Raw genomic sequence first — 22,031 nt, 5'->3', positions numbered from 1 at the left:
AAGATGATTAATGAGAAAAGTGCTGTATTGTTAGAAGTGGTTGCGGGGGCCGGATTTGAACCGACGACCTTCGGGTTATGAGCCCGACGAGCTACCAAGCTGCTCCACCCCGCGTTCGAAAAACGTGGCAAATTTTACGCTGATAACAAGCAAAACGCAAGCTATCTGGAATAATGGTGCCGAGAACGGGACTTGAACCCGTACGCCCGTTTTATAGGCACTACCACCTCAAGGTAGCGTGTATACCAATTTCACCACCTCGGCACTTAATGAGACTGTTACTGCGTAAAAATTAACAATCTCATTTAAATCTTTACTTAGTTTACTGCGGAATATCTGTATTTGCTGGCGCTACAGGCGCTGCTAATTGCTCAGCTTTTTTAGCTTCTTCTGTAGTCTGCTCGATAGACATCCATTTGCTGTCTTCACGCACAGTTTTATTGGCACTTAGATTACCTAAAATAAGGGCAAGTACAATAAAAGCTGTCGCTAAAACAGCGGTCATACGGGTCATAAAGTTAGCTGAACCGCTTGAACCAAATACTGTACCGGAAGCACCTGCACCAAAAGAAGCGCCCATATCAGCACCTTTACCCTGCTGTAACAGGATCAGACCAACTAGCCCTGTTGCTACAATGATAAGAATAACAATGAGTGCCGTATACATTTGCGTTACCTTTTCTATGGAACTTATCGTCTTAACGATAACCTTCGATTGCTTCACCCGCTTTAGTTCAAGACCTTACTAAGCGGGTGTGAATACTAACCAAAGCTGAACTGACAAGCAAGGTTATTTTTCTACAAAGTGATTGATTGAAGAAAAAAGCATCAATTAACCAACGTGCTTCACAGCGTCAGCAATACGATTTGCCATCGCAGTGACTTGCTCTTCATTTTCACCTTCAACCATGACACGAATTAAAGGTTCTGTTCCTGATTTACGCAGCAATACACGACCTTTACCAGCCAGTTCTTCTTCAACCGCTTTAGCGACTTTCTGAACTTCAGGTGTTTGTAGCGGATCGTGGCTACCGGTAAAGCGAACATTCACTAAAATTTGTGGTAATAGTTTCATGCCACTACATAGATCATGCAGACTCATATGGTTACGCACCATTGCACTTAAAACTTGTAAACCTGCAACAATACCATCACCTGTAGTCGTTTTATCTAATAAAATAATGTGGCCCGAGTTTTCAGCACCTAAACGCCAGCCTTTCTCTTGTAATTTTTCAAGCACATAGCGGTCGCCCACTTTTGCTCTTACAAAAGGAATACCCAGTTGTTTAAGTGCAATCTCTAATCCCATATTGCTCATTAGAGTCCCAACTGCACCACCGCGTAATTGACCTTGGCGTAACGCTTCTCTTGCAATAATGTAGAGAATTTGGTCACCATCAACTTTTAGGCCTTGATGGTCAACCATGATGATACGGTCGCCGTCACCATCAAAAGCTAAACCAACATCAGCGCCTTCTTCTAATACGCGTTTTTGCAACATACGAACATCTGTTGCGCCACACTCTTCGTTGATATTGATACCCGTTGGATCACAGCCAATAGTGATCACTTCAGCACCTAATTCACGAAATACGTTTGGTGCAATATGGTATGTTGCACCATGAGCACAATCGACAACCACTTTTAGACCATTAAGATTGTTTTCATTTGGGAAAGTCCCTTTACAGAATTCAATATAACGACCTGCCGCATCCACGATACGATTTGCACGACCAAGCTCTGCTGATTCAACACAGGTAATTGGCTTTTCCATTTCAGCTTCAATGGCTTCTTCTACTTCATCTGGTAATTTTGTACCATCAATAGAGAAGAATTTGATCCCGTTATCGTAATAAGGGTTATGAGAGGCTGAAATAACAATCCCAGCTTCAGCACGGAATGTACGCGTTAAATAAGCAACAGCAGGTGTTGGCATGGGCCCTGTAAATGAGGCGGATAAACCTGCCGCTGCTAAACCAGCTTCTAATGCAGATTCCAGCATATAGCCTGAGATACGTGTATCTTTACCAATAATGATTTTACGAGAGCCATGACGTGCTAATACTTTGCCCGCAGCCCAACCCAGCTTTAATACAAAATCAGGTGTAATTGGACTGTCACCTACTTTTCCACGGATACCATCTGTTCCAAAGTATTTACGTTCGCTCATTCATTATTTTCCTTTGCAGAAAGAGTCGCTTGTACGATTTTCATCGCATCAACCGTCTCTTTAACATCGTGTACACGAATAATTTGTGCGCCTTGCATCGCTGCAATAACTGCGCATGCCACGCTACCAGCAACACGCTCTTGTGGTGGTACATTCAATAGTTGTCCAACCATTGATTTGCGTGACATTCCGGCAAGTATGGGTAAACCAAAGTGATGAAGTTCACTTAGGTGTGCTAATAATTGGTAATTATGCGCTAAATTTTTACCAAAGCCGAATCCTGGATCAAGAATAATTTGATTTTTTTCGATCCCAGCATCAACACAGCGTTGAATATTTTCTTGTAAAAAACGCTCAACATCCATCATCACATTCTCATAATGTGGTGACTGTTGCATGGTTTTAGGGTCACCCTGCATATGCATAATACACACTGGCAAACCTGTTTTAGCGGCTGCTTCAAGTGCTCCCGGCTCTTGTAAGGAGCGAATATCATTGATAATTGAAGCACCTACATTTGCTGATTCAGTAATAACTTGAGCTTTAGATGTATCAACGGAGATCCAAACATCAAAACGCTGACGAATAGCCTCAACAACAGGAACAACACGCTGTAACTCTTCATCAATAGAGACGTCACTTGCACCAGGTCTGGTAGACTCGCCACCAATATCGATGATAGAAGCCCCTTCGGCGATTAATTTTGCTGCATGATCAACTGCATCATTAAGTGAATTATGAGTGCCTCCATCAGAGAAAGAGTCTGGAGTGACATTCAAAATCCCCATAACTTGAGGTGTTGATAAGTTAAGTTCTGTTCCTCTAGCCATTAATTTCATTTCATTGATACCTTCATAAAAAAACCCCAGAAGCCTGGGGTTTGTATTTATAGCTTACTCAATATGCGTAACCCGATAAGGATTAATGAGTATTGTTATCAGAAGGTGTATCACTTTCTGACTCAGGCTTGTCTTTTGGCTCACTCGCTACATTCGTTTGTGCTGGCTGAGCAGTAGTCGTTGCACCACTATTGCCATTATTGCCTTCCCAACCCGCAGGTGGACGAACATCACGACGATTCATTAAATCATCAATTTGAGGCGCATCGATAGTTTCATAAGTCATCAGTGCATCTTTCATTGAGTGCAGAATATCAAGGTTGTCCATTAAGATCTGACGAGCACGAACATAGTTACGATCAACGATAGCTTTAATTTCTTCGTCAATTGTACGAGCTGTTTCATCAGACATATGTTGCGCTTTAGCAACAGAACGACCTAAGAACACTTCACCTTCTTCTTCTGCGTACAGCAATGGCCCTAATTTTTCAGAGAAGCCCCACTGTGTCACCATGTTACGTGCAATATTGGTTGCAACTTTGATGTCATTAGAAGCACCCGTAGAAACATGCTCTACACCATAGATAATTTCTTCAGCTAAACGGCCACCGTAAAGTGTTGAAATTTGGCTCTCTAACTTCTGACGGCTCGCACTAATTTGGTCGCCTTCAGGTAAGAAGAAAGTCACACCTAATGCACGTCCACGAGGAATAATCGTCACTTTATGCACAGGATCATGTTCAGGTACTAAACGACCAATAATTGCGTGACCAGCTTCATGATAAGCGGTTGATGCTTTTTGTTCTTCAGTCATCACCATTGAACGGCGCTCTGCGCCCATCATTATCTTATCTTTCGCTTTCTCAAACTCGACCATTGAGACAACACGTTTATTACCACGAGCAGCAAATAAAGCCGCTTCGTTAACTAAGTTAGCTAAGTCAGCACCAGAGAAACCTGGAGTACCACGCGCTAAAATTGCTGGATCAACATCTGGTGATAAAGGTACGCGACGCATATGGACTTTAAGTATTTGCTCACGTCCACGCACATCAGGTAAACCAACAACCACTTGACGGTCAAAACGACCTGGGCGAAGTAATGCTGGGTCTAACACATCTGGACGGTTAGTTGCCGCGATAACGATAATTCCTTCATTACCTTCGAAACCATCCATTTCAACTAGCATTTGGTTCAGTGTTTGTTCACGTTCATCATGACCACCGCCTAAACCAGCACCACGTTGACGACCAACCGCATCGATTTCATCGATAAAGATGATACAAGGTGCTGCTTTTTTAGCTTGTTCAAACATATCACGAACACGAGAAGCACCCACACCCACGAACATTTCAACGAAATCAGAACCTGAAATGGTAAAGAATGGGACTTTAGCTTCACCCGCGATGGCTTTTGCTAATAATGTTTTACCTGTACCTGGAGGTCCTACCATCAGAATACCTTTAGGGATTTTACCCCCTAACTTCTGGAAACGACCTGGATCACGTAAATACTCAACTAATTCGCTTACTTCTTCTTTCGCTTCATCACAACCCGCTACATCAGCAAAGGTTGTTTTGATTTGGTCTTCTGTCAACATGCGCGCCTTGCTTTTACCGAAAGACATCGCACCTTTACCGCCACCACCTTGCATTTGGCGCATAAAGAAAATCCAAAGACCAATCAGTAATAGCATTGGGAACCAAGACACAAAAATTTGAGTCAGAAGGCTTTGGCCTTCAAGTGGTTCGCCCGTTACTTTTACATTACGGTTCATTAAAGTGGTCAGCAGGTTATCATCACGCATAGGCATATACGTGCTGTACTTTGAGTTATCTGTTTTAGTTACATTAATATCATAACCACTTATGCTGACCTCGCGTAATTGGTTATTAGTTAACTCATTGATAAAGGTAGAGTAATCCACCTTACGACTATTCGAATCGCTGGGTCCGAAGCTCTGGAATAATGACATCAAAACGACTGCAATAACTAGCCAGAGGATCAGGTTTTTCGCCATGTCACTCAAGGGATTAACCTCATATTACAACTGTGTTAACAAATAGCTTTAGGGTACTAAAGTTTACGCCCTGTGGCTACAATATATACCTCACGAGAACGAGACCGCGAAGCGTCTGGTTTACGAACTTTCACTTTCGTAAACAGGGAGCGTATTTGCCCCAGGTATTCATCAAAGCCTTCTCCCTGAAACACTTTGACAATAAAACTTCCCCCGGGAGCCAGTACATCACGACACATATCAAGCGCTAACTCTACTAAATACATGGATCGAGGGATATCGACCGCGGGTGTACCGCTCATGTTTGGAGCCATGTCAGACATGACAACCTGGACTTTGTTTTCACCTACTCTATCAAGCAACGCCTTCAACACAAGTTCATCACGAAAATCGCCTTGAAGGAAATCGACTCCAACAATAGGATCCATAGGTAAAAGGTCACATGCGATAATTCGACCTTTGTTTCCTAACTGCTGTACAACATATTGAGACCACCCACCTGGGGCTGCTCCTAAATCGACAACGGTCATACCTGGTTTAAAGATATTGTCGCTTTGCTGAATTTCTTCCAGTTTAAACCAAGCACGAGAGCGAAACCCTTTTTTCTTTGCTTGCTGAACATATTTATCACTAAAATGTTCTTGTAACCAGCGGCTAGAGCTTGCCGAACGTTTCTTATTGGCCATTGCGTTTTCCAACTATCATACACTTAGCTATCAAAATTTTTACTCTTTCACTCATTTAACCTCGTCTTAACGACATTTTATGGTGATAAGTGAGAGATGGCGTTAGAATAGATCGTTTTCAATCCCAACAAAGCAAAAATTAATGATGACTCTTAACAAAAAACAAATTCAACACCTGAAAGGGCTCGCTCATCACCTGAATCCAGTCGTTATGATTGGTAACAACGGGCTGACTGAAGGCGTTCTTGCAGAAATTGAACTCGCTCTGGCACACCATGAGCTTATCAAAGTCAAAATCGCAGGCGAAGATCGAGATGTTAAAAACTTGATCGTAGCAGCGATTGTACGCGAAAGCGGTGCACAGAATGTACAAGTTATCGGAAAAATTCTTGTTCTTTATCGTCCTTCAGAAGCACGTAAGATCATTTTACCGAAATAAAACTTGTATCTTTATATAAAAATGCCATAAGTAACTCTATGGCAAAAAAGGCCTTTTAAGGCCTTTTTTATATTACCACAGGATAACAGTCTAGTTTTCTATAGAAACGTAAATTACAAATTAAATATATTCTACGTTTAAAATTTCATACTCGACTTGTCCACCAGGTGTTGTGATAACCACGACATCATCTAACTCTTTACCAATTAACCCACGCGCAATCGGTGAGTTAACAGAGATTAAGTTTTCTTTAATGTTCGCTTCATCATCACCCACAATGCGGTAAGTTTGCTCTTCTTCAGTCTCAACATTTAATAGTGTCACTGTTGAACCAAAAATAATACGACCATTGTTATTCATCTTTGTAATATCAATGACTTGAGCATTTGATAATTTTGCTTCAATTTCTTGTATGCGTCCTTCACAGAAACCTTGTTGCTCTCTTGCAGCATGATATTCCGCGTTTTCTTTTAAGTCTCCATGTTCACGAGCTTCAGCGATAGCAGCAATAATCTCGGGACGACGAACACCTTTTAAATATTCCAGCTCTTCGCGTAATTTTTCTGCACCTAGAACTGTCATAGGGATCTGATTCATGTGTTAATACCTCAATACTATTCCTAATAAAAAATAGGTATCATCCTGATTTTTTATACTAACAACACAGAGAAAAGGATCTATTTACTCTTCTCAAGACAAAAAAAGACACAGGCAGCCTTAAATTGGGCCTGTCTCTACATATATTCGGTAAATGAGGGGACGCTATTATATTCCCAACTCATGCTATTGGGACGTAAACTAAACCTCCCATACTTAAAACTAAATCTAACACAACAGACGCATTGCTTCACGCCTTATCTCTCTTTATAAAGAGATAAACGGACTTTTTCCGATAATGAGCTAATCCTGCTTGTTACCGTTTACTTTTGCCCTCATTGCCCTTTAGTATTAGCCTCTGGCAATCAATACTGTAACGTTACACGCTATAGTCACGGATAGAGAAATTATGCACTTACTATCAACATTTCGACGGATACTTTACACATTAAGTATCATTAGTTTTTCAACCCAAGCAATACCTGTTGAAAACTACACATCCCTTCTTCCTGAAGGAACACAAGTAGGTTTAATAACTCAACCCGTTGGCGCTGCTTCTCCTAATCTTAACTATCATGCCGAGCAATTAGCACTTCCAGCAAGTACTCAGAAAGTGGTGACTGCACTTACTGCATTACTTCAATTAGGTGGAAATTATCAATTCACCACAACAATGGAAACAGAAGGCAAGATAAAAGACAATCAGCTTCATGGTGATTTGATCTTTCGTTTTACTGGCGATCCTACATTAACCCGTCAGCAATTAAGAGCAATGGTTGCCATATTAAAGCAATCAGGTGTTACAAAAGTGCATGGTGATTTGCTTATTGATACTTCTGCTTTTTCAAGCCACGACAAAGCCCCAGGTTGGGTTTGGAATGATCTGACACAATGCTTTAGTGCCCCTCCTAGTGCTGCAATTGTTGATAAGAACTGCTTTTCCGTCTTACTGCAAAGTGGCAAAAAAGAAGGTGATATTGCCACAATACGTAAAGCTTCTTTCTATCCTGTCACTGTTTTAAGTGAAGTTGAAACCTATGAGAAAGGATCAACTCGTACCCGTTTTTGTGAATTAGATGTCACAGTTCGTGACTTAAATACCTATGTAATCACAGGTTGTATTCCTAAACGTGACGATGCAGTACCTTTAATGTTTTCTATTCAAGATGGTGCTCATTGGGCGGGTACAATTTTAAAAGAAGAGTTACAACGCGCCAATATTGAACTTGATGGATATATCAAACGTCGATCTCAATTAAAAGCGCCTGTTACTGTACTGGCACAGACACAATCAAAACCGTTACATAGCTTACTGACGACCATGCTAAAAGAGTCTGACAATATGATTGCAGATACCGTATTTAGAACTATTGGTCGAGAGTATTATGGCGTTGCAGGTACTTGGCGCTCTGGCGCAGAAGCAACCCGCGCTATTTTAAAACAAAAAGCCGGAATTGATTTAGCAAATACCGTTATAGTTGATGGCTCTGGTCTTTCTCGCCATAACCTCATTTCACCTGCAACCATGATGCAAATCCTTCAATATATTGGACTACATGAAAGTGAATTAAACTTTATCACTATGCTTCCCCTTGCAGGACATGACGGTACATTACAATATCGAGGCGGTTTTCATGAAGCGGGTGTGGATGGCAAGGTTTCTGCCAAAACGGGATCATTAAAAGGGGTTTATAATCTAGCGGGCTTTATGACCACGGCAAATGGGCAAAAAGTTGCGTTTGTACAATACGTTTCGGCGTATTCACCTCCTACACAGAATCGCAATGCTGGACGTGCTTATTTAGTGCGTTTTGAAACTAATCTGTATAAAGATATGTACAACAACCGCTAGATTTACACTCAGTAAATGTAGTTAATGTATATGAAAAACGCCTGATTAATCAGGCGTTTTTATTTTATCACGATGAAAATAATGATTAACGTTGGTAGATAAACTCGATACCGTCGTCATCCTCTTCATCCCAATCATCATCGTCATCTTCTTCGAAATCAGGATTTTCTAGTTGTTCTTTATGGTAATCATCCCACATAAAGTCAACTTTTCCTGGCTCTGCTTTTGTTGCAACAATATCTTGCTCACGCGGAGTAACATTCAGGAATTCCATGATATTCCAGCAAAGTTTTTTCACACCTTCTTGGTTGATTGCCGCTATCATGTAATAGTTTTCATCCCAACCTAGCGCTTCAACAATTGCTTTTGCCTTCTCTTTTGCTTCTTCAGCATCAAGAAGATCAACTTTATTGAACACTAACCAACGTGGTTTTTGTGCTAATTTTTCGCTGTATTTCTCTAATTCGGAGATAATAATTTTTGCATTTTCCACAGGATCCGATCCATCAATAGGATCAATGTCGATCAAGTGTAATAACACACGACAGCGTTCTAAGTGTTTTAAAAATTGGATCCCAAGACCTGCACCATCAGCAGCGCCTTCGATTAATCCGGGAATATCTGCAACCACAAAGCTTTGGTGATTATCCATACGCACCACACCTAGGCTTGGTACTAATGTTGTAAATGGATAATCAGCAACTTTAGGTTTTGCTGCTGATACTGCACGAATAAATGTAGATTTGCCCGCATTTGGCATACCAAGCATACCCACATCAGCTAATAACATTAGCTCTAATAGGACTTCGCGAGATTCACCTGGCGTTCCCATTGTACGTTGACGTGGAGCACGGTTCACCGACGATTTAAAACGAGTATTACCTAAACCGTGGAAACCACCTTTAGCAACCATTTGCTTTTGACCGTGAGCAGTCAAGTCAGCAATGACTTCATTTGTTGCTAAATCACGGACACGCGTTCCGACAGGAACACTGATAGTAATATCTTGACCACGCTTACCGGTGCAATCACGACTGTGGCCATTTTCACCACGTTCTGCACGATAAGATTTAGTAAAACGGTAATCAATTAAGGTGTTAAGGTTTTCGTCTGCAATCATGTAGACATCACCACCATCACCACCATCACCACCGTCTGGTCCCCCGTTAGGGATATATTTTTCGCGACGAAAGCTTACACAGCCGTTACCACCATCGCCCGCGACGATTAGGATCTTGGCCTCATCAACAAATTTCATGATTTTACTCCGTATAGTAGCCATTAACGTGCTGGATGGCCGAAATTACCCAGAGATGGCCTTTTTTAAATATAAAAAGCCCCGCAACAGATTTGCAGGGCTTTTGACTCGGTGCTTAAAGGACCAGTAATTATTCAGCTTCGATGCTGATAAATTTACGGTTGTTTGGACCTTTAACTTCGAACTTAATTTTTCCGTCAGCTAATGCAAACAGGGTGTGGTCACGACCACAACCAACGTTAGTACCTGCATGGAACTTAGTACCACGTTGACGAACGATGATGCTACCTGCTAATACAGCTTCACCACCGAAACGTTTAACACCCAGACGTTTTGCTTCGGAATCACGACCGTTACGAGTCGAGCCGCCAGCCTTTTTATGTGCCATTGAACTACTCTCCTAAACCTTAAGCGATACCAGTGATTTTAACATCAGTAAACCACTGACGGTGGCCCTGTTGTTTACGGCTGTGTTTACGACGACGGAACTTAACAATCTTAACTTTATCGCCGCGACCGTGAGCAACCACTTCCGCTTTAACTTTAACGCCCGCAAGGATTGGAGCGCCAATTTGAATGTCATCGCCATTAGCGACCATCATTACAGTATCAAACTCGATTGTTTCGCCAGTAGCTACTTCCAGCTTCTCTAAACGAATAGTTTGACCTTCGCTGACTCGGTGTTGTTTACCACCACTTTGGAAAACCGCGTACATATAAACTCCGCTTTCCGCACACTCCCAATATGTATAATTTGAGTGCACAATTAAAATATTCACATAGGGCGCGAATTCTACGCAAATTTAGTGCCGATGACAAGTACAGATCGCAAACTAGCGTTAAAAAAAAGAGTTTTTTACACGATATTTATTTCAGCCATTTTTAAAGTACAATCTAAATTATAAGAGAGTAAAATCTATGGCATGATCATTTTTTATTAATAATAACGCGCTCATTGGCGAGCCAAAGTCGAAAAAACATGAATTTAGAATCTATTATAAAACTAACATCCGCTGATATGACTGCGGTAAATGAGGCAATCCTTTACCAGCTTAATTCAGATGTTTCTTTGATAAACCAACTTGGTTACTACATCATTAGTGGTGGTGGTAAAAGGATCCGACCAATGATCGCAGTGCTCACTGGACGAGCATTGGACTATCAAGGTGACAAACATATCTCGGTCGCAGCACTTATCGAATTTATTCATACTGCAACGTTGTTACATGATGATGTTGTTGATGAATCTGATATGCGCAGAGGAAAACAAACGGCAAATGCTGTCTTTGGAAATGCTGCCAGTGTACTTGTTGGCGACTTTATTTATACACGATCCTTTCAGATGATGACGGATCTTGATTCGATGCGTGTATTAAAATTAATGTCTAGCGCCACCAATGTGATCGCTGAAGGTGAAGTTTTACAATTAATGAATTGTAACGATCCCGACATTTCTGAAGATGACTATATGCAAGTTATCTACAGCAAAACAGCTCGTCTCTTTGAAGCTGCTTCTCATGCATCAGCGATCCTTTCAGGTGCGACGCCTGAGCAAGAAAAAGCATTCCAAGATTATGGTCGTTATCTTGGGACTGCTTTCCAGCTCATTGACGATTTACTTGATTATGATGCAGATAACAACCAGTTGGGTAAAAACACTGGTGATGATCTTGATGAAGGTAAACCAACGTTGCCATTACTTCATGCTATGCATAACGGCAATGAAGAAGAATCCCAATTAATTCGCCAAGCCATTGAACAAGGTAATGGCCGCCATTTATTGGATACTGTTTTAAATACTATGAAACAGTGTGGCTCTTTGGAATATACCCGCCAAAAAGCAGAAGAAGAAGCAGACAAAGCGATTGAAGCTTTATCAATTATACCTGACTCACCGTATAAAGATGCGCTTATTGGGCTTGCTCACGTCGCTGTACAACGTCAATCATAACTTTGATATATAATCCCTATTAGTTATGTAAAGAAGCCCGCTAGAGCAACTACGTCGACTCTGGTGGGCTTTTTAATTTATTGAGAACTTCTTCGTTTTCTCGTTCAATAGCATCTTGATTATCTGCATCAATATAACTAATGAGCTTTGCTAATCCTTCACGGAGCACAAATTTTACAATTTTCTCTCGTTCTGATTTAGTCAGTTGATAATAGGCTTCAACCCAAATCAAAAAGGCATCCTGACGTTTCGATAAATACTCAGCCGGAGGTTCATGTGCAGCGAGCACACTGATCACCTCATCAGGCAGACTTTTTACAGAATACTCAACAGCTTTTCCCTGCACGCCACGTTTACGACGGTTTTCCCATCCTTCACGACGCGCCATCAAGTTAACTCCCTGCGGTGAGTTAGGTAACCCCGCAAGCCCCACTAATTCTTTCGCTGTATACCATTCTTTTTTCATGATCTCATCTCACATTCAACTAAGAGGTTAGTCAGATAGATATCTGTTGCGGATAACGCAATAATAGATTCTTTAAAATCGCTTAATCATTGACGACTTTTTCTAAAAAACTTCTAATACCATCCCGCAATATCAGCTCTGTTAAGGTTTTTTGTTCACCATCATTTAGTTGTTGGAATGCTTTCACCCAGATAACGAGTGGCTCCTCTTTTTTATTTAATTTGTAATGTGCTAATGGCTCATAAAGTTCTAGAGCAATTAAAGTTTCTTCTGGTAAACAAGAATAATGATATTCAACACCATTACCTTGCTTATTTTTTACATTCTGTTTTTGCCAAGATTCGCGTCTTGCTTTTGAATTTATACCTTGTGGTGATTTAGGTAATCCACCTATACCCGTCAATTCCTTTGCCGTATACCACTCTTTTTTCATTATGTTTCTCTAAAATTGTTATCAACTTCAAAAAAGAAATTATTAAGAAAAAAATCAGAAATCTTTTTAGAAAAATAATGTTATTTTATTTTCTAAATAATCAGTTTAAATGCTTTAGGACATTTCTAATAAACTGTTATTTATACCACTAACACAGCAATTAATTTTATAGAAAAAGGATTAAAAATGATTTCAAGGAAATCTGATTGGCATCCTGCCGATATTATTGCCGCACTTAGAAAACGAGGAACAACACTTGCTGCCATCTCTCGCCAAGCAGGGTTAAGCTCTTCAACACTCGCTAATGCGCTATCACGCCCTTGGCCTAAAGGAGAAAAAATCATTGCTGATTATCTTGGTGTCTCCCCCTCTGAAATTTGGCCTAGTCGTTATTTTCATCCTGAAACAGGAGAATTACTTGAGCGAAAGATTCGTACCAAAACTAATAATTAACTAATAATTACAGACATTATAATTAATAAAAAAAACCGCTGATATAGTATCAGCGGTTTTTATTTAAATTTGCATTATTTTTATAGCAAAAAAAGTATTTCTTTATTTATTAATAAATTCTTCACCAAGAATTATATCTTTTTTCAATACATCTAACATGCCATTAAGAGATTGCTTTTCAAAATCACTTAATTTACCAATAGATAAATATTCCTCTACACCGTTTTTACCTAAAAGAATAGGTTGTGCAAAGAAACGGGCATATTCTCCGTCACCTTCTGTATAGGTACATTCAATAACATTTTTCTCGCCATTTAGAGCGCGAATTAATGAAAGACCAAAACGAGCCGCTGCTTGGCCCATTGATAATGTAGCTGATCCGCCACCGGCTTTTGCTTCTACTACCTCAGTACCTGCATTTTGAATGCGTTTAGTCAGTGCAGCAATTTCATCATCAGTAAATGAAACGCCATCAACTTGGGATAATAGAGGAAGGATAGTCACACCAGAGTGTCCGCCGATTACAGGAACATTGGTTTTTTGTGGATCTTTACCTTTTAGTTCAGCGACAAAGGTATTGGCGCGAATAATGTCGAGTGTAGTAATTCCGAAGAGACGTTTTTTATCATAAACGCCTGCTTTTTTGAGTACTTCAGCGGCAATAGCAACCGTTGTATTCACTGGATTAGTAATGATACCGATAAGTGCTTTAGGGCAGTTTTGTGCAACCTTTTCAATTAAGTTACGCACAATACCCGCGTTAACATTGAAAAGATCTGAACGATCCATGCCTGGCTTACGGGCAACACCCGCAGAAATCAGAACAACATCAGCGCCTTTTAGTGCAGGGGAAGGATCTTCACCCGCAAAACCTTTTATAGTAACTTGAGTCGGGATATGGCTTAAGTCAGCTGCGACACCCGGCGTGACGGGAGCGATATCATATAAAGAGAGTTCACTACCAGCAGGAAGCTGGTTTTTAAGAAGAAGTGCCAGTGCCTGACCAATACCACCTGCTGCACCGAGAACTGCTACTTTCATTCTGATACTCCTTAGTTTACAAGATAGTGGAACGCCTTAGAGATATTCACTATTACGCAATTCACCTTGTAAAAAACAATTATTTAACAGCAATATTGCATAATAAGGCATTTACAGTGAAAAATAATACTTTGGTTATTCTAAACAAATTGCTTATCTGTTAATGAGATAGTGGACACTCTTTTGATAAATAATTTCAATAAACATGACAAAGTGTTAAGTACACCATCATCCTTATGATAATCATTTAAACTTATCATTTATTTAACAAATGTTTTACTTTCCTTAAATTATCACATTCATGCGCCGTAAATAAAATTTTTTCGCAGTACATTCTACTTTACAATTTTGAGGAGGCTATCACGCGCCTTTCTTCGTCTTTTGTTGCATAAAAATTCACTTCTCTGCATAATGCACAGGTTATTGATAACTCACTAAAGGTGAACTATGCGCGTTCCTTCTAAGCAAGAAGACTTGGTTAAAGCGTTTAAAGCCCTGCTGAAAGAAGAAAAATTCAGTTCACAAGGCGAGATTGTGACTGCATTACAAGAGGCTGGATTTGATAATATTAATCAGTCCAAAATCTCTCGTATGCTAACAAAATTTGGTGCAGTAAGAACCCGTAACGCCAAAATGGAAATGGTTTATTGTCTTCCTACTGAGCTTGGCGTACCAACAGCAAGCAGCCCACTAAAAAATCTGGTACTCGATATCGATCATAACCATTCTGTTGTGGTGATAAGAACAAGTCCGGGTGCGGCACAACTTATTGCACGTTTATTAGATTCATTAGGCAAAGCAGAAGGGATCCTTGGCAGTATTGCGGGTGATGACACCATTTTTTCAACACCAGCACCAGGATTTTCCACAGAAGAATTACGAGACGCTATTCTGAATCTTTTTGATCAGGAATTATAATTAGCCTTTCTACAGCTTCAAAAAATAAGCCACTGAATTTTCAGTGGCTTATTTATTTTTAATACTGGCTATCAAGATCTTTAGGCTGTGCTAATTTTGCGAGCAGTTTTTCGTGAATACCACCAAAACCGCCATTACTCATAATCAAAATATGATCGCCCGCTTGAGCTTCTTTCGCAATCATATCGACTAATGTATCAAGATCCGTACTCCAACGAGCAGGTTGTACACAATGCTCTGCAATGTCACTCACTAACCACTGAATATTAGGTGGCTGGAATAAAAAGACTTCATCAGCACGACCTAATGCAGGTGCGATATCATCCTTGCTAATTCCCATTTTCATGGTATTTGAACGAGGCTCTAACACCGCAATAATACGAGCAGTTCCACCGACTTTACTGCGTAACGCTTCAAGCGTTGCCAGAATCGCTGTGGGATGATGTGCAAAGTCATCATAAACACTTATTTGGTTAACCTCACCACGTAGCTCTAAGCGACGACGCGCATTAATAAACTTATCTAACGCTTCACAAGCATCAGCAGGTAAAACACCAACATGATGCGCTGCAACAATCGCCATTAAGCCATTTTGCATGTTATGTTCACCAGAAAGTCCCCAACACACTTCACCAACTCGCTCACCTTTGTGAAATACCTCAAAATGACTACTGTCATTACTGAGTTTTTTAGCTTGCCAATCTCCTGTTTCACCTGTGAATTCTTGTTCACTCCAGCATCCCATACCAATGGTCTGTTTTAGATTCATATCGCTATCAGGCATGATGATTTTTCCTGTGCCTGGGACGATACGAACTAAATGATGGAATTGTTTTTGAATTGCCGCCAAATCATCAAAAATATCGGCATGATCGAATTCAAGATTATTTAAAATCAGTGTGCGTGGAGAATAATGAACAAATTTAGAGCGTTTATCAAAGAAAGCACTATCATATTCATCAGCTTCAATCACAAAGAAAGGGCTTTCGCCTAACTGTGCAGATACTTGGAAATTACCCGGTACACCACCAATTAAAAAACCAGGTTTATAACCACAGTCTTCTAAAACCCAAGCTAGCATACCTGCTGTTGTGGTTTTACCGTGGGTTCCAGCAACGGCTAACACCCAACGTTCAGGTAAAATATAATCATGTAACCACTGAGGGCCTGAGGTATAAGGTAAACCTTTTTCAAGTACAGCTTCAACACAAGGATTTCCTCGTGTCATCGCATTACCAATAATCACCATGTCAGGGGCAGGTTCTAATTGTTTTGGGTCATATCCCTCAATCAGTTCGATTCCCTGATTTTCTAATAAAGTACTCATGGGTGGATAGACATTAGCATCTGAGCCTGTGACTTTATGTCCCTTCGCTCTAGCTAAAATGGCAAGACTTCCCATAAAGGTGCCACAAATACCAAGAATATGAATGTGCATGAATTTCTGTCCAATAGCATGAAGTTGGTCACTATTCTAACGATCAAAAAGCAGATAAGAAACGGATTAACCTTTGAATCGTGCGATTCTTTGGCTAAACTTGCCACCACCAAGGAGATTTTCCTCCTTTTTTACTTTACCCACTCACATTCAGGACCTGCGTCATGAAAACATTAGGCGAATTTATCGTCGAGAAACAACAAGATTTTCCCCATGCAACTGGCGAACTTACTGCATTACTTTCGGCGATTAAGCTTGGGGCTAAAATTATCCACCGTGATATTAACAAAGCAGGGTTAGTCGATATTCTTGGTACTAACGGTGTTTCTAATGTTCAAGGTGAAGCCCAGATGAAACTGGATCTTTACGCGAATGAGAAACTAAAAGCTGCATTAAAAGCGCGTGGTGAAGTTGCGGGTATCGGATCAGAAGAAGAAGATGATATTGTTATCTTTGAAGGTGATCGTGCTGAAAATGCTAAGTATGTTGTACTAATGGATCCTTTAGACGGTTCGTCGAATATTGATGTAAACGTTTCCGTCGGAACAATTTTCTCTATTTACCACCGTATTACGCCTATTGGCCAATCTGTCACTTTAGATGACTTCTTACAACCAGGTCATCGCCAAGTAGCCGCGGGCTATGTCGTTTATGGCTCATCAACCATGTTAGTTTATACAACAGGTTGTGGTGTTCATGCCTTTACTTACGATCCATCTTTAGGTGTATTCTGTTTATCTCATGAAAGCGTACATTTCCCACCAACAGGAAACATGTACTCAATCAACGAAGGTAACTACATCAAATTCCCATTAGGTGTAAAAAAATACATTAAGTATTGCCAAGAACAAGACGCAGCAACAAATCGCCCTTATACCACACGTTATATTGGCTCTTTAGTTGCTGATTTCCACCGCAACTTACTGAAGGGCGGTATTTATATTTACCCAAGTACTGCAAGCCACCCTACTGGTAAATTACGTTTACTCTATGAATGCAATCCAATGGCGTTCTTAGCCGAACAAGCTGGCGGTAAAGCAAGTAACGGTAAAGAGCGTATTCTTGATATCGAACCAAAAGAACTTCACCAACGTATGCCTTTCTTTGTAGGGACTAAATCGATGGTTGAACAAGCTGAAAGCTTTATGGCGCAATATCCAGACGAAGAATAATCCATTCGTTTAGCACTAACATAGATAAACCGGACTTCTTATTCGTCCGGTTTTTTCATCTTTGAAAATAGCTCTTCCTTTTATTTGCTGCTTATTTTTACGTCAGAACGCAACATGTTCGGCAAAAAACGGGTATTGTTAAAAACTTTTCGCTATACTAAAGCCCACGTAAAATTAATTTTTTTATAGGAAATTTTTTATGAGCCTGAATCATGTTCCTGCTGGTAAAGAACTACCAGAAGATATCTATGTTGTTATTGAAATCCCAGCAAACGCTGATCCTATCAAATACGAAGTTGATAAAGAAAGTGGCGCACTGTTCGTTGACCGTTTTATGTCAACTGCAATGTTCTACCCATGCAACTACGGTTACATCAACAACACGTTATCTTTAGATGGTGACCCAGTAGACGTTCTGGTTCCAACTCCATATCCATTACAACCAGGTTCAGTTATTCGTTGCCGTCCTGTTGGCGTACTGAAAATGACTGACGAATCAGGTGAAGATGCGAAACTGGTTGCAGTTCCTCACACTAAACTGAGCAAAGAATACGATCACATTAAAGATGTGACTGATCTGCCAGAGCTTTTAAAAGCACAGATCAAACATTTCTTTGAACACTACAAAGATTTAGAAGCGGGCAAATGGGTTAAAGTTGACGGTTGGGAAGGCGTAGAAGCAGCTAAAGCTGAAATTCTGTCTTCTTTCGAACGCGCTAAAAAATAATTCTGACCCACTCAGAATAACTAAGTGAATTATGACTTAATAATTTACTGATAAATAAGCTCTTCATTTTATTGAAGGGCTTTTTTTATGATAACGACGTCTCTTTTTTAAGCGTATTACAAGCAATCCACCACTTATCAATGTTATTCCTATAGCAATAACCATCAGTGTATAAATAGTGGTGACCTCCCCTGTAGAGAAAAATAAAAGCCCCCCAACAATGGGTAATATCATCTGATTTAATAAAATAATCAGTGATGAAATGCTAGCGAGCTGATTTATGGGAATAATTTCCATTCTTAATATTCTCAATACATTACCTGAAAAGACTTTTCCAATAATTGAAACCGCATAGCAAATAATAAATATAATTATTGAGCTTTGAAAAAATACAAGCAAAGAAGAACTTATAGTAATAGTAGCAATTGAAATAATAGTTAACCAAACTCTACTTGTGTACTGATTTAAATAACTATATAAATATGTTCCTAATACACCGAAGATACCCGCAACAATATCAATAAAACCATAGTATTTAATCGGTAAATTCATAACCTGAACAATTAACGCCGTTCCACTGGATTCAATTAAACCATCAAACATATTATTACCAATAGCAATAAAAACAGAAAATAACAGTATGGGTGAGGAAAAAATATAAATAAATTTTTTAGTAAAAAAGATTTTCTCTTCCGAGTTATTTATATTTTCAGTGTTAATCTCTTTTCTTGCATAAAAGAATAAAAAGAAAATAGCATTAATAAAATAGAATAGACACGGTATAACAAGTAAATACTTGTAGCCAAAATCAATAAGAACAATCCCCAATAATGGTCCAATGACCATACCTAAGAAATCCATTCTAGACATTAGATTAATATGATGCTCTTTATGATGACTTATCAACGCAATAATTTTTTCATAAGAAATCAATGTTTGTGAATTTCCAATAGAAATTAAACTACCAATCAAACCAAAACTTATCGCTATCATCAAATCAGATGTAAAATGAGTAAGTAATAAAAATAAACACCCTACTATTTTACAAGCATCAGAAACAACAGCGATAGGCCGAATACCTAGACCATCAATATATTTACCAATAAGTGGTATTAAAAAAAGTCGAGGTAGCCACCATAATGCGTATGTTAATCCTGAATATTCAATACTTGTTGTTAACTGATAAACAATAACGGGTGTAAGAAATACCATTAATCCATCAGCTGTTAAAACAAAAAAAAGCATATAAAAAAAGATAATACGCATAATAATAACTAAACCTTTTCTTTAATTAAGACTTTAATCGGTTTATTATTCTTGCCATATATAATAATTGATTTTGGTGTATGATGGGTAGGTTTCTGTTTAATTATCTCTTTTTGTTTAGAGACAATAAATTGATAATAACCTAAGTCAGCCTCTATTTTATTAGTGCAATATGCTTGATAATTTTTATTAGCAATTTCCCAGTCGATAACATCATGCCCCGGAATATACTCTTTTTCTTCATCTAAATATATAACAGGCCGATTAACTGTAATAATATTAGCCATATTAAACAACGCATGAGCTACCCCACAGGGGATCACTAATTCCATATTAGGTAAAGGCTTGAACGTTATTTCATCTTCACAAAATAGAGTGGCGGAGCCTTCTCGCATGTCGACAAGTTTTAATGTTATCTCACTAGAAGCATCCCCTAAAAAAGTTAAATGGTCTTCTTGCCCTAGGTGTAAGCCATAAGAGTCAAAGTTGTAATCTTCATTACCATGTTCAACAAGATACATAGGCGATTTTCGTGTTAACGGAACGATGCCACTCTCTTTGCCTGTTTGCATGGTAGGTATGTCACGAAACGCCACACCTAAAATTGTTGATATAGGTAATTGCCGTTTCTGATTTTCTGTTATTTTTTCTCTGAATCTTAAATTAACTTCATCGCCATCATCTAAACGAATTTTTCGTGTTTCTGAATGCAAAAAAGCATGTTGGCTCAATATCCCATGTTGTATATCTGCTATTCGATGGTAGACCAGATCAGAGGCTTCCTCTGTCATAGGTTCATAACCATCAATATCGTCAATATCAATATCTTCAGGAAGATTAATAACATCATTATTTGGTGACCACATCAGTGCTTTACTGGCTAATTTATCTATCGTAGGTAAAAATAAAGTGTAATTATTTAAAGTAAATATATTTTCTAAGTGATGAAAAGTATGAGCAACACCAGGAGGAATAATCAACGTTCTTGCCGATGAGGGAGTAATATAAAAACTTAATCTTGATTTGAAAGTTGGTGAATTTTTACGACAATCGATAAACTTAGCGAGTATTTTTTTATTTTTATCACCTAAAAAAGTTAATGTATCTTGTTGCCCTAGATGAATACCATATTGTCCATATTTAAATTCATTTTCACCATGATAAATAATATTAATCGGATAAGTTGTCGCGAAAGGAATAACATAAGAATCCTTTTTTCCATTATTAACTCGCCACCGAGAAACCCAATGTAATCCTACTATGTTAATATTTTTATTTAGCTCAATAATATCCTTATTCATTATTTTTTCCTTAAGTTAATAAAGCAGCCTTCTGGCTGCTTTATTTTTATTAAACATTGACTATTTCGATGTCATAACCTAATAAATTTGCGCTTTCTAGAAGTGAATACAGATTAGATGTATTCAATTTTGAATATTTATCATCAGAGGGTGCATTTTTAATGCCCGCAAGATAAGCCAATTTATCAAGTGCATCTTTTGCAGTTACTTTTGTTTGTAAAATCATATCAGTAAAGTGATGATTTTCTATATTTTGATTTTGCTTTACTTCTTTGGGAGGGGTTTTATAAAGGCAATAAATCTCATTTGATTCATTCATAAAATTACCTTATTAAATTTTGATTAATTATTCGTATACCATAGAAATACCCTTCATTATTTTGCTCCAAACTCAATTGACGTTTTAACATTAAATTATTTTTATTGTCAATTAGCCACACCATTAATAAAATTCATATTCATATAGATAAAAAACAAAGTATCTATTTTAATTTCAATTTTTGAAAGTAATTATCACGAATGGTTTTTATAAAATAAATATAATTAAAAATATTATTTAATTAAAAAAACACTGCCTATTCCATCAATAAAAACGGCTCGATATCACTATCGAGCCGTTTTCAGACATCTTTCAGTAAAAGGTGGATCTGACCAATTACTCTTCTTCGTGACGTTTTAGCCAGTCACCGCTTTTTATTTCACGTAAACCATCAACAGGTTTTTGATAAAGATAGATCCAAGCACTGCCATAAGGCGTTGAAATCAGTTGGCGCTTGTAATCTTGATCGTTCTTTTTCAATTCATCAAGCTCTGTCAAAATAGAGGGCGTTATCCGATAAACTTCGCACTCTATTTCGCCATCACCTTCAACCACAGCAGGATAAAACCCTAAATCATAAAGTTTATATCCCACTAATTTATGCTCGCCTAATAGCTGCGCATAGGTCATCCAGTGATGATTACCTTGGTTTTGCCGTAAACTACCATAAACAATAATTCGCATA

At 38.8% G+C, this 22,031-nt stretch carries 24 protein-coding genes and 2 tRNA genes; 7 read left to right on the top strand and 19 right to left on the bottom strand.

Going from position 1 to position 22,031, the window contains the following annotated elements; genetic code table 11:
- Window positions 1-37: 37 nt before the first annotated feature.
- The 7 genes from F1325_RS01455 to rlmE form a co-directional block, all read right to left on the bottom strand.
- Window positions 38-114 (bottom strand) — tRNA-Met (locus F1325_RS01455).
- Window positions 115-174: 60 nt separating this feature from the next.
- Window positions 175-264, bottom strand: a tRNA-Leu gene (locus tag F1325_RS01450).
- Window positions 265-322: 58 nt separating this feature from the next.
- A complete protein-coding gene (secG, locus tag F1325_RS01445; RefSeq protein WP_036914692.1) occupies window positions 323-667 on the bottom strand; it encodes a preprotein translocase subunit SecG in 345 nt (114 codons plus the stop codon).
- Window positions 668-832: 165 nt separating this feature from the next.
- Window positions 833-2,170 carry a phosphoglucosamine mutase gene (gene glmM, locus F1325_RS01440; RefSeq protein WP_088493982.1) on the bottom strand — a complete coding sequence of 446 codons (1,338 nt, stop codon included), beginning with the start codon at window positions 2,168-2,170 and terminating at the stop codon, window positions 833-835.
- Window positions 2,167-3,009: a dihydropteroate synthase gene (gene folP / locus F1325_RS01435; RefSeq protein ID WP_109372680.1), complete on the bottom strand. Its 843-nt coding sequence runs from the start codon at window positions 3,007-3,009 to the stop codon at window positions 2,167-2,169. The genes glmM and folP overlap by 4 nt, the downstream gene beginning before the upstream one ends.
- Window positions 3,010-3,091: 82 nt before the next feature.
- Window positions 3,092-5,038 (bottom strand): ATP-dependent zinc metalloprotease FtsH, encoded by a 1,947-nt coding sequence (ftsH, locus tag F1325_RS01430; protein WP_109372681.1) that lies wholly within the window; start codon window positions 5,036-5,038, stop codon window positions 3,092-3,094.
- Between the two features lie 47 nt (window positions 5,039-5,085).
- Window positions 5,086-5,715: a 23S rRNA (uridine(2552)-2'-O)-methyltransferase RlmE gene (rlmE, locus tag F1325_RS01425; RefSeq protein WP_160229901.1), complete on the bottom strand. Its 630-nt coding sequence runs from the start codon at window positions 5,713-5,715 to the stop codon at window positions 5,086-5,088.
- Window positions 5,716-5,860: 145 nt separating this feature from the next.
- Here rlmE and yhbY point away from each other — a divergent pair, with 145 nt between their 5' ends.
- Window positions 5,861-6,154: a ribosome assembly RNA-binding protein YhbY gene (gene yhbY, locus F1325_RS01420; protein ID WP_036914752.1), complete on the top strand. Its 294-nt coding sequence runs from the start codon at window positions 5,861-5,863 to the stop codon at window positions 6,152-6,154.
- Window positions 6,155-6,274: 120 nt separating this feature from the next.
- Here the strand turns inward: yhbY and greA are convergent, their stop codons facing one another.
- Window positions 6,275-6,751 carry a transcription elongation factor GreA gene (gene greA / locus F1325_RS01415; protein ID WP_109372682.1) on the bottom strand — a complete coding sequence of 159 codons (477 nt, stop codon included), beginning with the start codon at window positions 6,749-6,751 and terminating at the stop codon, window positions 6,275-6,277.
- Window positions 6,752-7,160: 409 nt separating this feature from the next.
- On the opposite strand from greA, the gene dacB reads away from it, so the two are divergent.
- Entirely contained in the window at window positions 7,161-8,603 is a 1,443-nt protein-coding gene (gene dacB / locus F1325_RS01410) for a serine-type D-Ala-D-Ala carboxypeptidase (protein WP_109372683.1), read from the top strand.
- Between the two features lie 85 nt (window positions 8,604-8,688).
- Here dacB and cgtA read toward each other — a convergent pair whose 3' ends face one another.
- The 3 genes from cgtA to rplU all read right to left on the bottom strand — a co-directional run bounded on the left by cgtA (window position 8,689) and on the right by rplU (window position 10,577).
- On the bottom strand, window positions 8,689-9,861 hold the full coding sequence (gene cgtA / locus F1325_RS01405; protein WP_036914694.1) for an Obg family GTPase CgtA: 1,173 nt from the start codon (window positions 9,859-9,861) through the stop codon (window positions 8,689-8,691).
- Window positions 9,862-9,991: 130 nt separating this feature from the next.
- Entirely contained in the window at window positions 9,992-10,249 is a 258-nt protein-coding gene (rpmA, locus tag F1325_RS01400; RefSeq protein WP_006535706.1) for a 50S ribosomal protein L27, read from the bottom strand.
- Between the two features lie 19 nt (window positions 10,250-10,268).
- On the bottom strand, window positions 10,269-10,577 hold the full coding sequence (gene rplU, locus F1325_RS01395) for a 50S ribosomal protein L21 (RefSeq protein ID WP_006535707.1): 309 nt from the start codon (window positions 10,575-10,577) through the stop codon (window positions 10,269-10,271).
- 263 nt (window positions 10,578-10,840) lie between these two features.
- Here rplU and ispB point away from each other — a divergent pair, with 263 nt between their 5' ends.
- Complete coding sequence (ispB, locus tag F1325_RS01390; RefSeq protein WP_088493986.1) at window positions 10,841-11,812, top strand: octaprenyl diphosphate synthase; 972 nt, start codon at window positions 10,841-10,843, stop codon at window positions 11,810-11,812.
- A 49-nt stretch (window positions 11,813-11,861) separates the two neighbouring features.
- Here the strand turns inward: ispB and F1325_RS01385 are convergent, their stop codons facing one another.
- Together F1325_RS01385 and F1325_RS01380 are read right to left on the bottom strand one after the other, a co-directional pair.
- On the bottom strand, window positions 11,862-12,278 hold the full coding sequence (locus tag F1325_RS01385; RefSeq protein ID WP_023583583.1) for a DNA-binding protein: 417 nt from the start codon (window positions 12,276-12,278) through the stop codon (window positions 11,862-11,864).
- A gap of 82 nt (window positions 12,279-12,360) precedes the next feature.
- A complete protein-coding gene (locus tag F1325_RS01380; protein WP_109372684.1) occupies window positions 12,361-12,711 on the bottom strand; it encodes a DNA-binding protein in 351 nt (116 codons plus the stop codon).
- A gap of 186 nt (window positions 12,712-12,897) precedes the next feature.
- On the opposite strand from F1325_RS01380, the gene F1325_RS01375 reads away from it, so the two are divergent.
- Window positions 12,898-13,164, top strand: a complete 267-nt coding sequence (locus F1325_RS01375) for a helix-turn-helix domain-containing protein (protein ID WP_109372685.1) — start codon at window positions 12,898-12,900, stop codon at window positions 13,162-13,164.
- A 102-nt stretch (window positions 13,165-13,266) separates the two neighbouring features.
- Here F1325_RS01375 and mdh read toward each other — a convergent pair whose 3' ends face one another.
- A complete protein-coding gene (mdh, locus tag F1325_RS01370) occupies window positions 13,267-14,205 on the bottom strand; it encodes a malate dehydrogenase (protein WP_160229900.1) in 939 nt (312 codons plus the stop codon).
- 447 nt (window positions 14,206-14,652) lie between these two features.
- Between mdh and argR the strand changes: the two genes are divergently transcribed.
- Window positions 14,653-15,123, top strand: coding sequence for a transcriptional regulator ArgR (argR, locus tag F1325_RS01365; RefSeq protein WP_006535714.1), 471 nt, complete (start codon window positions 14,653-14,655; stop codon window positions 15,121-15,123).
- A gap of 58 nt (window positions 15,124-15,181) precedes the next feature.
- Here argR and mpl read toward each other — a convergent pair whose 3' ends face one another.
- Window positions 15,182-16,561 (bottom strand): UDP-N-acetylmuramate:L-alanyl-gamma-D-glutamyl-meso-diaminopimelate ligase, encoded by a 1,380-nt coding sequence (gene mpl / locus F1325_RS01360; RefSeq protein ID WP_109372688.1) that lies wholly within the window; start codon window positions 16,559-16,561, stop codon window positions 15,182-15,184.
- Window positions 16,562-16,725: 164 nt separating this feature from the next.
- Here mpl and fbp point away from each other — a divergent pair, with 164 nt between their 5' ends.
- A complete protein-coding gene (gene fbp / locus F1325_RS01355; RefSeq protein WP_023583589.1) occupies window positions 16,726-17,733 on the top strand; it encodes a class 1 fructose-bisphosphatase in 1,008 nt (335 codons plus the stop codon).
- 199 nt (window positions 17,734-17,932) lie between these two features.
- Window positions 17,933-18,460 carry an inorganic diphosphatase gene (gene ppa, locus F1325_RS01350; protein WP_072069581.1) on the top strand — a complete coding sequence of 176 codons (528 nt, stop codon included), beginning with the start codon at window positions 17,933-17,935 and terminating at the stop codon, window positions 18,458-18,460.
- Window positions 18,461-18,523: 63 nt separating this feature from the next.
- On the opposite strand, the gene F1325_RS01345 is transcribed toward ppa, so the two are convergent.
- From F1325_RS01345 to F1325_RS01330, 4 genes are all read right to left on the bottom strand, one after another.
- Entirely contained in the window at window positions 18,524-19,726 is a 1,203-nt protein-coding gene (locus tag F1325_RS01345; RefSeq protein WP_160229899.1) for an MFS transporter, read from the bottom strand.
- A gap of 8 nt (window positions 19,727-19,734) precedes the next feature.
- Window positions 19,735-21,027: a dTDP-4-dehydrorhamnose 3,5-epimerase family protein gene (locus tag F1325_RS01340; RefSeq protein WP_109372690.1), complete on the bottom strand. Its 1,293-nt coding sequence runs from the start codon at window positions 21,025-21,027 to the stop codon at window positions 19,735-19,737.
- A gap of 49 nt (window positions 21,028-21,076) precedes the next feature.
- Window positions 21,077-21,346 carry an XRE family transcriptional regulator gene (locus F1325_RS01335; RefSeq protein ID WP_160229898.1) on the bottom strand — a complete coding sequence of 90 codons (270 nt, stop codon included), beginning with the start codon at window positions 21,344-21,346 and terminating at the stop codon, window positions 21,077-21,079.
- A 336-nt stretch (window positions 21,347-21,682) separates the two neighbouring features.
- Window positions 21,683-22,030, bottom strand: a complete 348-nt coding sequence (locus tag F1325_RS01330) for a gamma-glutamylcyclotransferase family protein (protein WP_109372692.1) — start codon at window positions 22,028-22,030, stop codon at window positions 21,683-21,685.
- Window position 22,031: the final 1 nt, after the last annotated feature.

This window comes from Proteus columbae, assembly GCF_009914335.1.
Lineage (GTDB): Bacteria > Pseudomonadota > Gammaproteobacteria > Enterobacterales > Enterobacteriaceae > Proteus.
This window is presented reverse-complemented; position numbering and strand designations above follow the sequence as displayed.